The organism is Sphaerochaeta sp. UBA5849 (assembly GCA_002432715.1).
Taxonomy (GTDB): Bacteria; Spirochaetota; Spirochaetia; order Sphaerochaetales; family Sphaerochaetaceae; genus Sphaerochaeta.
Map to the genome: position 1 here is coordinate 2,613 of DJGJ01000059.1, position 14,056 is coordinate 16,668.

General features: G+C 58.7%; 10 protein-coding genes and 1 pseudogene. All 11 read left to right on the top strand.

Features of this window, described 5'->3' with window-relative positions; translation table 11 throughout:
• The coding region (locus tag B3K89_RS10120) for an FtsW/RodA/SpoVE family cell cycle protein (protein ID WP_345907360.1) at positions 1-618 on the top strand (618 nt) is incomplete at its 5' end.
• Entirely contained in the window at positions 605-2,473 is a 1,869-nt protein-coding gene (locus B3K89_RS10125; RefSeq protein WP_345907361.1) for a TIGR03960 family B12-binding radical SAM protein, read from the top strand. The genes B3K89_RS10120 and B3K89_RS10125, both read left to right, overlap by 14 nt.
• Entirely contained in the window at positions 2,470-3,069 is a 600-nt protein-coding gene (locus B3K89_RS10130) for a TIGR03936 family radical SAM-associated protein (protein WP_345907362.1), read from the top strand. The genes B3K89_RS10125 and B3K89_RS10130 overlap by 4 nt, the downstream gene beginning before the upstream one ends.
• Before the next feature lie 16 nt (positions 3,070-3,085).
• Positions 3,086-4,552 carry an Rne/Rng family ribonuclease gene (locus B3K89_RS10135; protein ID WP_345907363.1) on the top strand — a complete coding sequence of 489 codons (1,467 nt, stop codon included), beginning with the start codon at positions 3,086-3,088 and terminating at the stop codon, positions 4,550-4,552.
• Positions 4,527-7,943 carry a chromosome segregation protein SMC gene (gene smc, locus B3K89_RS10140; protein WP_345907364.1) on the top strand — a complete coding sequence of 1,139 codons (3,417 nt, stop codon included), beginning with the start codon at positions 4,527-4,529 and terminating at the stop codon, positions 7,941-7,943. The genes B3K89_RS10135 and smc overlap by 26 nt, the downstream gene beginning before the upstream one ends.
• Entirely contained in the window at positions 7,940-8,683 is a 744-nt protein-coding gene (locus B3K89_RS10145; protein ID WP_345907365.1) for a tRNA1(Val) (adenine(37)-N6)-methyltransferase, read from the top strand. The genes smc and B3K89_RS10145 overlap by 4 nt, the downstream gene beginning before the upstream one ends.
• Entirely contained in the window at positions 8,674-9,570 is an 897-nt protein-coding gene (rsmI, locus tag B3K89_RS10150) for a 16S rRNA (cytidine(1402)-2'-O)-methyltransferase (RefSeq protein WP_345907366.1), read from the top strand. Before B3K89_RS10145 ends, rsmI begins: the two co-directional genes overlap by 10 nt.
• The gene (metG, locus tag B3K89_RS10155; protein WP_345907367.1) at positions 9,563-11,491 is read left to right on the top strand and encodes a methionine--tRNA ligase; all 1,929 of its coding nucleotides are present in this window, start codon (positions 9,563-9,565) and stop codon (positions 11,489-11,491) included. Before rsmI ends, metG begins: the two co-directional genes overlap by 8 nt.
• A gap of 92 nt (positions 11,492-11,583) precedes the next feature.
• Positions 11,584-12,375 carry a TatD family hydrolase gene (locus B3K89_RS10160; protein ID WP_345907368.1) on the top strand — a complete coding sequence of 264 codons (792 nt, stop codon included), beginning with the start codon at positions 11,584-11,586 and terminating at the stop codon, positions 12,373-12,375.
• Positions 12,368-13,489 carry a tRNA guanosine(34) transglycosylase Tgt gene (tgt, locus tag B3K89_RS10165; RefSeq protein ID WP_345907369.1) on the top strand — a complete coding sequence of 374 codons (1,122 nt, stop codon included), beginning with the start codon at positions 12,368-12,370 and terminating at the stop codon, positions 13,487-13,489. The genes B3K89_RS10160 and tgt overlap by 8 nt, the downstream gene beginning before the upstream one ends.
• A pseudogene (locus B3K89_RS13790) lies at positions 13,486-14,049 on the top strand (L-threonylcarbamoyladenylate synthase); the annotation flags it as partial. The gene tgt and the pseudogene B3K89_RS13790, both read left to right, overlap by 4 nt.
• Positions 14,050-14,056: the final 7 nt, after the last annotated feature.

Consider the following 14,056-nt stretch of genomic DNA (forward strand, 5'->3'; position numbering starts at 1 on the left):
GTGCTTTCGGTCATGATCCTTACAGCCCTGTACGCAGCAGGAACACCAGTGAGCTACCTGGTTGGGCTTTGCGGTGCAGCCCTTTTGGCCATGCCGTTCGCCTGGCATTTTCTCAAGACCTACCAGCGCCTGCGACTCATGGTTTTTTTGAATCCCTATGTCGACCCTCTCGGGGCGGGTTACAACGTGATCCAGTCCAGGATCGCAGTGGGTTCGGGACGCCTGGTCGGCAAGGGGTTCATGATGGGAACACAGAGCAAGCTGGGTTTTCTCCCGGAGCCCCACACGGATTTCATTTTCAGCGTCTTTGCGGAGGAGTTTGGTTTCCTGGGCGGCATTGTCCTTCTGGCCCTCTTCTCACTCTTGCTCTGGCGTATCATCGCTGCCGGAGTCAAATCCAGGGATCTCCGCGGGAAAGTCCTTGTCGCCTCCATCGCGGGCTGGATCTGGTTCCAGGTACTGGAAGGCATGGCAATGAGCATGGGGCTTGCCCCCGTAACCGGACTTCCCCTGCCATTCCTGAGTTACGGTGGGAGCTCTCTTCTTTCGCTCGGGATTGCCTTGGGGCTCGTCCAGAGTGTTTTCGTCGAAAACCCGCGACCAGATGACGATTCTTGAGGTGAATAAAAAAGTGGAACGCCCTTTTGAGTTGAAAAGCACGTTGTGGCCCCTCCTTGCGACGGTCAAGCATCCGTCGCGGTACATCGGGCAGGAATGGGGCTCGATCGATAAAATCAGCGGGACCGAAAATTCCGCAGTACGAATCTGCCTGGCTTTTCCCGATACATACGAGGTCGGGATGAGCTTCCTGGGGTTCCAGATCCTCTATGCACTGGCGAATTCCCTTGGTGGAGTCGTGGCGGAAAGGGCCTATTGCCCCTGGGGCGACATGGAGATGTCCCTGCGCTCAGAGGGATTGCCCCTGGTTTCCCTCGAATCGGGCACTCCCCTTGGAAAATTTGACGCTGTCGGGTTCACGCTCCAGTACGAGTTGACCGCGACGAATATCCTGACGATGCTAGACCTTGGAGGCATTCCCATCAGGTCTGAGGATCGTCGCGAGGGAGACCCGCTGGTCATGGCCGGAGGTCCAGGAGGCCTTGCCCCCGAACCTCTGGCACCTTTCATCGACTTCTTTTGCCTGGGGGATGGTGAAGAACTGCTCCCGTCCGTCCTGAAAGTGATGGCCGAGACCCGCGGTTGCCACAGGGGAGAGCGCCTTTCCTGCCTCGCGGGCTTGCCAGGTGTTTACGTTCCGGCCTTCTCGACGTGCGAATTCACAGACAGGGGAGTCGAGATCAAGTCAAGGCAACAACTACCGATCAAGCGCCAGATTGTTCTCGATATGGACACCGCGTTTGCCCCGTCTTCCCTGATCGTTCCCGATACGGGAATCATCCACGACAGGGTTCCGGTGGAGGTTTTTCGTGGTTGTTCAAGGGGATGCCGGTTCTGCCAGGCTGGAATGATTTACCGGCCGGTCCGGGAAAGAAGCCCTGGAAAGGTCATCGACATCGCCAGGGACCTGCTGAAGAAGACCGGTTGGGAAGAAGTCGGGCTTGTGTCGCTATCCTCCTGCGATTACACGGGCCTGGTTCCTGTCCTCGAAACCCTCTCCAGAGAGTTAAGGGCTCCAGGGATCAAGCTGAGCCTTCCCAGCCTGCGGATGGATGCCTCTTCCGTGGAACTGGCTGCAAGCCTGGAGACGGTAAAGAGAGGCGGGTTGACCTTTGCCCCGGAAGCAGGAAGCCAACACTTGCGGGATGTCATCAACAAGGGAATAGACGAGGAAGATATCCGCACGACCCTGGAAGCCCTCAGCGAACATGGCTGGGACAGGGTGAAACTTTATTTCATGGTGGGCCTCCCGACGGAAACGGAGACCGACCTGCAGGGAATCCTGGACATTTGCAGGGAAGCTTTCGGGATCCTGAGGAAGCGCCACCGAAGAGCCGAGGTGTCCGTTTCCGTCAACGGATTCATCCCGAAGCCGCACACGCCATTCCAGTGGGAACCTCAACTACCTTTTCTGGAAACCGAATCCCGTTGCCGGTGGCTTAAGGGGAAACTTGGGAACCCACGGATCTCGATGAATTATCACGATCCGAGACAGGGCTATGTCGAAGGGGTTTTCGCGAGGGGGGATCGCCGCCTTGCGGATGTGATAGAGAGAGCCTGGAGAAACGGGTGCCGTTTCGACGGATGGACGGAGACATTCCGTTTCGATACCTGGATGCAGGCTTTCGAGTCGGAGGGGCTGGATCCGGCGGATTACGCCAACCGCAGCCGGCAGGAGCACGAATCTTTTCCATGGGATCATATCGATACTGGAGTGAGCCGTGATTTTCTTTGGCGTGAAAGGGGAAAGGCGTTTTCTGCAGCAACGACGCCGGATTGCAGAACCGGAGGGTGCCAATCATGCGGTTTCTTGTCGTCAGAGTGTCCCCGCCTTGATGGGGAGGCCAATCGATGAGCCGGATCCGTTTCCTCTTTTCCAAGAGGGGATTGGCTGCCTTTGTTCCTCATGTGGAAATGCCTCCCCTCATTGCCCGATCCGCCAGGAGGGCAGGAATGGAAATCCTCCAGACGGAGGGATTCTCCCCGCATCCGAAAATTAGCCTCGGGCCTGCCCTGCCGGTGGGTGTCCCAGCTCTGGCTGAACCTGCCGAAATCTGGGTGGGCAATTGGGGTGAAGCAATGCTTGATGCCTGGCAGAGGTCCATGCCTAGGGGGTTTGAAATCCTTCGCGCGGGGCCCGTCGAAGGACCGCCCCTAAGTCGTCTCTGCAAGGCCGGAGAGTACAGGATCTTTTTCAGGGGACTCCCTCCCAGCATTGACGAGTTGACTCGGGCCATCGAACCCTTCCTGCAGGAAGAAAAAGTTCTCCATGTCCTGGAGATGGAGGAGGACTCGGCCAGGGTAGTCCTTGCCCAGCCGGATCGCTTCGGGCCAGGGCTCTTCGTCAAGGCCTTGAGGGCCGCCGGCCTCGTGGAGGGGTGGGGGGACCTGTTGATCCTGAGAACTGTAGTGGGAGCTTGGGAAGAGAGCATCGTAAAGCCTCTCGTTTAGCCTGGGGAGTGACGGGATGACGATAGAAAGACAGATTATCGCAAATGTTCTTGATTCGGAAGAAATGCGCCTGGCGATTTTGGAAGAGGGGCGCGTTGCAGAGATCTTTAGCGAGCGGATGTGGGAAACGCAAAAGGCCGGGGAAATATTCAAGGCGAGGGTGGACAGTGTCCTCCCCGGCATGAACGCATCGTTCGTGAGCCTGGGGGATGGTCGGAATGCCTTCCTTTACCTGGAGGATGCCCGTGGGATCGACATACGGGCAAACGCAGAGGTCGTCGTACAGGTCGTAAAGGCAGCCCGAAAGGGAAAGGGGGCCAGGGTCTCGGCCCGGGTTTCACTGCCCGGCCGTTTCCTGGTTTTGGTCCCGGGAGGAAGCGAAACGGGCGTTTCCAAGCGGATCCTCGACGAAGGGGAGAGAAAGCGCCTCAGGCAGATTGCCCGTGCCCTTCGCCCGACTGGGTTCGGGATCATCGTCAGGACCGTAGCCGAGGGAGTTCCCGCGGAAGCTCTCCAAGGAGATCTGGCGATGCTCCTGGAGCTTTGGCAGGAAATTTCTTCTCTGGCGGAAAGCCAGCCGGCTCCTTCCCTGTTGTACCGGGATATAGGGCTGGTGGGACGGATCCTGAGGGATGAACTCAACGGGGATGTTTCCGAGATCGTCGTCGATTGTCCCGAAGAATACGAAAAAGTTGCAGCCTATGTCCGCGATTTCTTTTCCGAGCGGACACCGCAGGTCGAGCTTTACGCGGGATCCGTTCCAATCTTCGAGTTTTACGGCATAGAGAAGGAATTGGCTGCCGCATTGGAACGCAAGGTTTGGCTGCCCTCGGGAGGGACCCTTGTGGTAGACCAGGCGGAGGCCCTGACCGTCATCGACGTGAACACCGGAAAGTACGTCGGGGTGACGAACCTCCGGGAAACAGTCCTTAAGACAAATCTCGAAGCTGCGGAGTCGATCTACCGGGTCCTGCGCCTGAGGTCGATCGGCGGCATTGTGGTTGTTGACTTTATCGACATGGAATACGAGGAAGACAAGAACGCCCTCCTGCAGCGACTTGAGGAGCTCTTCCGGCATGATCGCTGCAAGGCCCGGGTTTACGGGGTGACCCAGCTCGGACTCGTGGAGATCACGCGCAAACGGGCCCGGGGGGATCTCAAGGGGGCCTTCACGCGCAGTTGCCCGTTCTGTTCGGGGAACGGATGGGTACTCAAGGAGGACACCGTGTCCCTATCGGTCAAGCGATTCCTGAGGAAGGTGTGCCGCTCAGGAAAAGCAGAGGCCCTGATCCTCGAGCTTTATCCAGCCGTGGCCCGGCATATTGTCGAAAATTATATCGAGGCCTGGGAGGAAGAATTCGGGAGGAAAATATTCCTCAGGGAGATGCCTGGATTCCCATGGGAGAAATTCCGCCTTGATTTCCAGGGGTCCATGACGCAGGCGGAACACAAGGTCAATGTATATCGCCCAGCTTCAACTTAAGGGATTCAAGAGTTTCGGGGGTGACCACGACCTTTCCCTGTCACCGGGCTTGACCTGCATCGTTGGGCCCAACGGGAGCGGCAAGAGCAACCTGCTGGACGCCATGCGCTGGGTTCTTGGGGAAGGGGCACCATCGGACCTAAGGATTTCACGGCAGACAGATCTTCTTTTCCAGGGTAGTGCAAGCGTCCCCTCGTGCAGGGAAACCGAAGTGGCCGTGAGGCTCCTCGCGGGCAAGGACGGATGCCTGATCCGGAGGAAGGTGGACCGGGAAGGGGCGGCCTCTGTCACAGTCAATGGAAACCGTGTGCGTCTCCAGGACCTGGAACAGGTCAAGAGGGACTGGGGGCTGGAGGGTGTCCGCTTCGCTTTCATCGGGCAGGGAGAGATCTCCGAAATCATCCAGCAAAAGCCTCTCCAGCGGAGAATGCTGCTGGAAGGGCTCTTCGGCATAGATCTTTACCGCAGGAAGCGCGAAGAAGCGGTCGATCGCCTTAAGCGGGCCGAGGAAGAGTTGCTACGCCTTGCAACCCTCTTGTCGGAACTTTCCGCCCGTCGCAATGAAATTGCCCCGATGGTCGAAAAAGCGAGGAAGGCCAAGGAGGTTCTGACGGCCCTGGAAGACCAGAGGCGAGTGTTTTACTGGTTGCGAAGGGAACGCTCGGAATCTGCCCTCGAGTCCCTCCGTAACCGCTGCTCCCTGCTGGAACGGGAACAGGCAACCCACGCTTTTTGGAGCGAGGGCTGGACACGCAGGAGAGAACTTCTAGAGCGGAATCTCGCCACTGTCCAGGAAGAGATGGAGTCTTGCCGGGAAGAAGGAAACGTTGCTTTCCAAGCCCTCCAGGGAACGCTTCGCCAGGCGGCTTCCCTCGCTTCGGCCCTCAGGAGGGACAGGGACCAACTCAAGGAAGCGCAAGCGGAGTCCCTGAGAAAACGCGCTACCCTACTGGACCTGGAAAGGGAGGAAAGGACCCAGCGTGACCTGGCGGAATCCCTTGAAGCTGAACTTTCCGAAAAGCGTGCCGCAGCAAGGGCGGCCAGGCAGGCAAGGTTGCAGCGGCAGGAAGAACTTGAAAGGCAAAATAACGCTCGAAAGGCTCTTTCTCGAAAAAAGGCGGAGCAGGATTCCGCAACAGAGTCGTTAAAAGTTTGCCTGGAGGGCTTGGGCCGTCACTATTGGGCCCTTGTCGAAGAAAAGAGGAAGGCAGGCACGGGGGCTTTGCGCCTGGGGGAGGCTTTGGTCAAGGCCGAGCGATCAGCCGCAGAAAGCCTGAATCAATGCGAGGCGGCAATCGAGTTCCACTCGGCTGCATTTGCCGCCTCCCAGAAAGCTGCTGCTGATATTGCGAGGCATCGAAAACAGGTGAGCCAGCTTGCCTCGGAATTGGAAAGCCTGAGCCAGAAAATGGATGGGCAAGCCTTTCCGCGCCCAGTCCAGTTTCTCATGGCAGCGGCGAGGCTGGGCCGGATTTCGGCTTCTCCTCTTCCTGTCATCGAGGCATTCGAATGTCCCCCCCGTTTCGAAAAGGCCCTCGAATCCTTTCTGGGGGCAAGGCAGTTCTGGCTCTTGGTAAAAGACATGGATGAGGCTCGCCTCTGCATCGAGGGTCTCCGGCAGGCAAGCGCCGGCCGGGCGACATTCCTTCCCCTGGAACGATGTCGCCCCTTGAGGCCGGTTCGGGAAGTTGAACCGAAAAACGAGCCGGGAGTCCTGGGTTGGGCAATCGACCTTCTCGGGATCGCCGAAAAGTGGAAAAAAGCCATGGGGCATATTTTAGGTGATCTCCTCCTCGTGGAGGACTACGATACTGCGGCCCGTCTCGTGAGACGCCACCCGAGGCTTGCTGTCGCCACGTTGGAAGGCGATGTCTTCATGCCTGGCGGGTCCGTGAGCGGAGGAAGCCAGAAAAGCGGTTCGGGAGTCATCGAACTACGCCGGCGCAGGAAACAGCTAGAAGCCTCGCTGGAAGAGGCGCATAACGAGGCCGATCGCCTTCAGTCCATTTTGTCCGAGGCTGAAAGCCTGGAGATCAGGACGGCGGCCGAGAAAGAGGAACTGTTCGACAAGCGAAGGGAAGCGGAGGATAACCTGCGCCTGCTGAAGGGTGAAAAAGACCGGGTCGATAGGGAAGATTTGCGCCTGCAGGAAGCCGGGACGAAAACCCTGGAAGCCCTTTCGGGAGCGGGGCGGTCATTCGGGGAACTTTTCCTCGAACGAAAAAAGACAGTAACCCTCTTGCGCTCCATGGAAAAGGGCATTGAGGACCAAACCCCTGAGGAAAATATTTCGAACCTTGAAAACGAGGTCCTCCTTTCAGAGGAAAGGAGGCGAGGGGCCCTGGAATTGCTGGGTAGGGTAGAGAAGGAAAAAAAGGGTGTCCTTGAGGCCTTGAAAAGGGCTGAAGAGGAGGTCGCAGGGCGTGGGCGGACACTCGATAAGCTCCTGGTGGATTTGTCCGACCTGGGGAAGCGTTATCTCTCCTTCTGGGAACAGGGAAGGGAGATAAGGATGCGTGAAAGCGGCCTTTCCGCTCGAGCCGGGAGGAACAGGAAGGATCTCGTTCGTGTCGTTGCCAGGGAAGGCAGGGCACAGGAAGCGTTTCGCCGCTGCCGGACCCGTTTCGGGGAACTCGAGCGGGAAATCCTTGAAGCTGCAAACAGCCTGGCGGAACTCGCGGGGGAATGGGAGGAAAAGTTCCCTTATCCCGGCAAAGGCGCCGGAGGGGAAACTGATTTGGAGGATGTGAAACGGGCGATCCGGAACGCAGAGAAAACCCTTAGGGCGATGGGGGACGTGGAGATGGGCGTCCTTTCCGAAGAAGAATCGCTCAGGGAACGAACGACTTTCCTATCGGAACAGTGTGCCGACGTGAGAGAAGGCATCCGCACCCTACAGGAATTTATCGCTGAGACCGATAGCCAGGCTTCACGAGTGTTCAGCCTGGCCATGGAAGGGATTGATCGTCGTTTCGACACCCTCTTCCAGCGCCTCTTCGGTGGTGGGGAAGCCCATCTGGAAATCGAAGGGGAGGGGGAGGGCTGGGAGGCGGGTGTTGAAGTGACGGCACGGCCACCGGGCAAGCGCCCCCAGGGATTGGCCCAGCTTTCGGGCGGGGAGCAGTCCCTCTCGGCGATTGCCCTCCTGTTCGCGGCGATGGAAGAAGCCCGTGTTCCCATCGCGATCCTGGATGAAGCAGATGCCGCTCTCGACGAGGTTAACCTTCGGCGTTACGTGGACCTCGCGGGAGAATATGCCCGGGACCTGCAGATCCTCGCCATGACCCACCGTAGAACGACGATGGAAAAAGCGGATGTCCTCTATGGAGTCACGCTCTCCGAGCCCGGGCTATCGCAGGTTGTCGGGGTTCGCATGGAGGATTGGGCATGAGCAAAACGACGCGCGACGATATCCTGTACGGCGAATTAAGCCTCCTCCAGCCCGAGGAAGGCCCCCGTGTCTCCGTGGACACAGTGCTGCTCTCGGCTGCAGCCAGGTTGAGAAAAGGCGAAAGAGTCCTGGAATTGGGATGTGCCCACGGAGCAGTCCTGCTCATTCTTGCCCGGAAATACCCGCAAGTTTCCCGGTTAGATGGCCTCGAGATCCGCAAGGACCTCGCAGAAATGGCCATGGAGAACGCCAGGACCAATGGCCTCGATCACCGCACGGCGTTTACCTGCGGGGACCTAAAGGAAATCAGGAACCTTTACCCGGCAGGATCCTTTGACGTGGTTCTCATGAATCCCCCATATAACGATCCCGGGAAAAGCCGTGTCAGCCCCAATTCGATCAAGGCCGTGGCCCGCCATGGGACCGCCTGTACCCTTTCTGACGTGGTGCGGGCAGCGAATTTCCTGTTGAAGCCCAGGGGAAGGTTTTATCTCGTGCTGAGAGCGAGTCGCGCTGCGGAAGCCCTGGGCATTTTCAGGGAGGGAGGGCTGGAACCGAAACGGATCCGGTTTGTCCACCCCAACCCAGGAAAGGATGCCTCCGTGTTCCTTCTGGCCGCCATGAGGGGAGGAAAGCCGGGACTACTGGTCGCCCCGCCGCTTTTCATTACGGACGAGTGTGGGGATTACACTCCGGAACTCCTTGCCGCTTATCGCCTGGAGGCTCCGCCATGCCTTTGATCCTTGTCCCGACACCGGTCGGGAACCTTGAGGACATTACTCTCAGGGCGATTCGAGTGCTGAAAGAAGCGGATCTCGTCGCTTGCGAAGATACGCGGAGAACCCTGCGCCTTCTAAACCACCTTGGGATACGGGTTCCCCTGGTTTCCTCCCATGAGCATAACGAGAAAGAAAAGGCGCCATTTTTGCTGAGGGCGCTGCTGGAAGGGAAGAAGGTCGCTCTGGTTTCGGATGCAGGAACTCCCGGAATTTCAGATCCTGGAGCCCACCTTGTCGGGGAGGCCATTCGGGAGGGAATCCCCGTGGAGGTTCTGCCCGGTGCCACGGCACTCATCCCGGCCCTTGTCCTTTCAGGTCTTCCTACCCATACGTTTCATTTTGCCGGTTTTCTTCCCCCGCGCAGGGGCGATCGGCAAAAGAGGCTCCATCTCCTGCGAGAAATCCGCTGTACCCTCGTCTTCTATGTTTCACCCCATCGGCTACAGGGTGAGGTTTCCGATTGCGCCCTCGTCCTGGGAAACCGACCGGCGGCACTGGTTCGCGAACTGAGCAAGGTTCACGAGGAAGTCCTGAGGATGGGTCTTGACCAGCTGGCGGAAAGGGTCCTGTCTCCAATGAAGGGCGAGATGGTCCTTGTCGTTGGAGGGGCAACGGAAGATCCCAAAAGCGTAGGCGAAGATGGCGAGGGTTCCTGGGAGGCCTATGCCCGCCAGGTCCTCCGCAAAGGCTTGTCGATACGGGATGTTGTCAAAACGGTCCACGAGCGCTATGGTATTTCGAAAAATTGCGCCAAGGACTTTTTGATCAAAACGGTTTCCGAAGATGAGGATTCAATATCCCAGATAGACGATGAACAAGCGAAGAGGAGGCAAAGAGAAGATGAATAGAGAACCGTTTTACATCACGACCCCCATCTACTATGTCAACGATGTCCCGCATATCGGGCACGCATACACGACGATTGCAGCCGACGTGATTTCCCGTTACCGGCGGATGATGGGGCAACCCGTTCTTTTCGCCACGGGCACGGACGAGCATGGGCAAAAGATCCAGCAGGCTGCCGTGCAAAAGGGGCTTACGGCGCAGCAACTCGCGGACCAGACCGTGGAAAATTTCAGGAAACTCTGGAAAACACTCGATATCTCCAACGACGACTTTATCCGTACCACGGAAGAGCGACACGGGAAGGTCGTTACGGCAATTTTCGAGAAACTCATCGCCCAAGGGGACGTCTACAAGGGGACTTACGAGGGGTGGTACTGCGTTCCCTGCGAAACCTACGTTCCCGAGGCCCAGATGGGGGAGGGGAAGACCTGCCCTGACTGCAAGCGGCCACTGGAACGGATGACCGAGGAAAGCTACTTTTTCCGGATGTCGAAATACGCGGAACCTCTCCTGCGCTTCTACGAGGAGCATCCTGACGCGATCCTGCCCCGTACCCGCTACAACGAGATCGTCAGTTTCATCAAGGGTGGACTGAGGGACCAGTCCATTTCGAGAACGACGCTGGAATGGGGGATCCCGGTCCCGGGAGACGAACGCCACGTCATCTACGTCTGGTTTGATGCCCTGATCAACTACCTGACCGTCTGCGGATACCCCGATGACGAGGCGAAATGGAAAAAATTCTGGCCGGTGGTTCGCCACCTGGTAGGCAAGGATATCATCCGTTTCCATTGCGTCGTCTGGCCAGCCATGCTTCTTGCCCTGGGAGTCAACCCGCCCCGCCAAGTCTTTTCCCACGGCTGGTGGACGGTCGAGGGGGAAAAGATGTCCAAGTCCAGGGGCAACGTGGTGGATCCGTTCGAGATGGTCGACCTCTACGGCCAGGATGCCTTTCGGTATTTCCTCCTCAGGGAAGTTCCCTTCGGGCTGGACGGGGATTTCTCGGAGAACGGCCTTGTCCGCCGGATCAATTCCGACCTGGCAAACGACCTGGGGAACCTGCTGAACAGGACCCTGCAGATGATCGAGCGTTTCAAGGGGTGCACGGTGAACGGGTGCGGCATTGCCGATGCGCTTGACCTTGAAATGGCCAAGTTGGCTTCGGACACGAAGGAGAGCGTCGCAGAAAAGATGGCGGAGTTCGCCTTCGACGAAGCCCTGAAGACCATCTGGACATTCGTTTCCAGGATGAACAAGTATATCGACGAAACGGCCCCGTGGAAGCTCGGGAAGGACAACGATCCCCGCCTGGATTCGGTTTTGGGGACCCTGTACCAGGCCCTCGTGCAGATTTCGCTCCTCGTCGCCCCCTTCATGCCGGGAACTTCCCGCCGCATGTGGGACCAGCTTGGCCTGGACGGCGATCCGAACAGTGTCCTTTTCGAGGATTACCCGTGGGGTTTCCTTCCCGAGGGCACCTCGATCAAGCGCGAGGAAATCCTCTTTCCCCGCATTGACCTGAAGGCCTGGGAAGCGGACAGGGCGGAGCGGGAAGCGAAAAAGAACCTGCTTCCGGATCCCGGCGAACACGAGGAAGAGGTTTCCGTCGAGGAATTCCGGAAGATTGAGTTGCGAACCGCCAGGGTCCTCGGCGTCGAACCGGTTCCCAACGCCAACAAGCTTTACAAGCTTGACCTTGACCTGGGATACGAGAGAAGGACGATCGTTTCAGGCATCCGCGAGTTTTACGAGCCTGAAGATCTCGTTGGCCGGGAGATTATCGTCATCTGCAACCTGAAACCGGCTAAACTCAGAGGCGTCGTCAGCAACGGCATGCTGCTTGCGGCGGAGAGTCCGGACGGGAAGGAACTTGCCCTCCTGACGCTCGACAGAAAGATTACTCCCGGCAGCCGGATTCACTGACCGTCTGCCTCCGCTGAACGATCTCCCCCCTGGGGATACGGCCTGGACATCGCGGGCAGCAACAGGCCCGCGATGCATTTTTGGAGGACCTGATGCGACTAGTCGACAGCCATTGCCATCTCAACATGAAGGAACTTTCAGCCACCCTGGAAACAGTCCTGCGTTCTGCCCGTGAGGCGGGGGTCCTGCGCCTCCTCGTTGCAGGATTTGACGAGCCCTCAAGCGGAGAAGCCGTCAACCTGGCAAAAAAGTACACCGGTGAAGGGGTTTTTGCCGCAGTGGGGATTCACCCACATGACGCGAAGGCCTGTCCCGGGGGAGAAATACCCGGGAGCCTCGCGGCCTGGGCCCTTGACGGCCGGGTTGTGGCTATTGGCGAGACGGGCCTTGATTTTCATTACGATCATTCTCCCAGGGAGGTGCAGGGGGAGTGTTTCCGCCAACACATCGACTTGGCCGTTAAGTTGGGAAAACCACTGGTCGTCCATGTGAGGGAGGCTTACGACGAGGCCCTGGAAATTCTCCGCGGAGAGAACGCGGATCGTTGCAGAGGGGTGATCCACTGCTTTGCCGGGGAGTGGCGCCATGCTGTGAAAGCCCTGGATCTCGGCTTTTTCATCTCCTTTGCGGGTCCCGTGACTTTCCCACGCTCGAGTGCCCTGAGGGAGGTCGCGGCAAAAGTCCCTCTGGATTGCCTGCTCTGCGAGACGGATTCCCCGTACCTGGCGCCCCAGCCGTGGAGAGGGAAAAGCAACCAACCTGCCTACGTCACGGCCATCTACGAAGCAATCGCGGCAGTACGAAAAATCCCAGCCGCGGAACTTGCCGAGGCGGTCTGGCAGAATGCCGCCAGGCTTTTCGGATGGGAGGCAGGAGATGTTTGAGTTCCGTCTTGAAGCGCGCTGCAAAGTGACAGGGGCGAGGGCGGGAACCTTGGCCACTCCCCATGGGATCATCGAAACCCCGGTTTTCATGCCCGTAGGGACCCAGGCAACGGTCAAGGCCATGACGCCTGGCGAACTCGCGGGAATGGGCTCCCGGATCATCCTCTCCAACACCTACCATCTCTACCTCAGGCCGGGGTCAGGCCTCATCAGGGAAGCGGGCGGGCTTCACCGGTTCATGGACTGGGATGGGGCTATCCTGACCGATAGCGGGGGCTTCCAGGTTTTCTCGCTTTCCGACCTCCGCAAGGTGACCGACGAAGGGGTGACGTTTCGCTCCCACCTCGACGGTTCCTCGCATTTCATGACCCCGGAAATGGCGGTTTCGATTCAGGAAGAACTGGGAAGCGACATCGCCATGTGTTTCGACGAGTGTGTTCCCTACCCCTCTTCCGAAGCGGCCTCAATGGAGGCTGTACTAAGGACGACCCGATGGGCCCAGCGATGCAAGGCAGCCCATGGGAGTGTGGACCAGGCCCTGTTCGGCATCGTGCAGGGATCCGTCTTTGAAGCCCAACGCCTTCGGTCGGCAGAGGCCCTTATGGGGATCGGCTTTGACGGCTACGCCATCGGGGGCCTCTCTGTAGGAGAACCCCACGCGGAAATGTACCGGATCCTGGATGTATTGAACCCGGTCCTGCCGGTGGATCGCCCCCGCTACCTGATGGGGGTCGGGTTGCCTTCAAACCTGGTGGAGGGGGTAACGAGGGGAATCGACATGTTCGATTGCGTCCTGCCGACACGAACGGGCAGGAACGGCACGGTTTTCTTTTCCGGAGGCCGCCTTAACCTCAAGAATGCGGCCTTCGCCCGTGATTTCGGCCCTATAGACCCCGAGTGCGACTGCATGGTCTGCCGCCGTTTCACCAGGGCCTATCTGAGACATCTCTACAAGTCGGGCGAGATATTGGCCGCGAGGCTTTGTTCGTGGCATAACCTCCATTTCCTCGTGCATCTCATGAAACAGGCCAGGGAGGCGATTCTGGCAGGGCGATTCCCCGAATTCCGCGAGTCCTTCCTCGCCCGGTTCGGAGAAGGGGGCCCCGTTTCATGAGGGCAAAAATACTGGACGTCCAATCCGGCACTTCCGAAGGAGCCTTGCAGGAAGCAGCAGCGGTCCTGAGGGGGGGAGGCCTCGTCGTCTTCCCTACGGAGACGGTGTATGGCCTGGGGGCGAACGCCCTTGACGAGAAAGCCGTGCTGCGGATCTTCGAGGCAAAGGGAAGACCCGCCGACAATCCCCTTATCGTCCACGTGGCAGAAGTTTCCGGGGCGGAGAGAGTCGCCTTTGTGCCGAGGTTGGGGTATCTCCTAATGGACCGATTCTGGCCGGGGCCTCTAACTCTTGTCATGCCTGCCTGCCCGGTCGTACCCCCTTCCGTTACCGCAGGGCTTTCGACCGTAGCTGTACGAATGCCGGCCCAGCCCGTGGCCCTCGAATTGATCCGCCTTGCGGGAGTGCCCGTGGCGGCACCCAGCGCGAACCTGAGCGGACGGCCGAGTCCAACGGATGCCCAGGCAGTGGAGGAAGACCTGGGCGACCGGGTGGAAATGATCCTTGACGGGGGGCCCACGCAGGTGGGGGTTGAATCGACGGTACTTGACATCACGGGGGAAAAGG

Excerpts from the sequence above, each read along its gene's own strand:
- B3K89_RS10145 (WP_345907365.1), top strand. The coding sequence starts at position 7,940 with ATGAGCAAAACGACGCGCGACGATATCCTGTACGGCGAATTAAGCCTC.
- B3K89_RS10130 (WP_345907362.1), top strand. The coding sequence starts at position 2,470 with ATGAGCCGGATCCGTTTCCTCTTTTCCAAGAGGGGATTGGCTGCCTTT.
- smc (WP_345907364.1), top strand. The coding sequence starts at position 4,527 with ATGTATATCGCCCAGCTTCAACTTAAGGGATTCAAGAGTTTCGGGGGT.
- B3K89_RS10135 (WP_345907363.1), top strand. The coding sequence starts at position 3,086 with ATGACGATAGAAAGACAGATTATCGCAAATGTTCTTGATTCGGAAGAA.
- rsmI (WP_345907366.1), top strand. The coding sequence starts at position 8,674 with ATGCCTTTGATCCTTGTCCCGACACCGGTCGGGAACCTTGAGGACATT.
- metG (WP_345907367.1), top strand. The coding sequence starts at position 9,563 with ATGAATAGAGAACCGTTTTACATCACGACCCCCATCTACTATGTCAAC.
- B3K89_RS10160 (WP_345907368.1), top strand. The coding sequence starts at position 11,584 with ATGCGACTAGTCGACAGCCATTGCCATCTCAACATGAAGGAACTTTCA.
- tgt (WP_345907369.1), top strand. The coding sequence starts at position 12,368 with ATGTTTGAGTTCCGTCTTGAAGCGCGCTGCAAAGTGACAGGGGCGAGG.
- B3K89_RS10125 (WP_345907361.1), top strand. The coding sequence starts at position 605 with ATGACGATTCTTGAGGTGAATAAAAAAGTGGAACGCCCTTTTGAGTTG.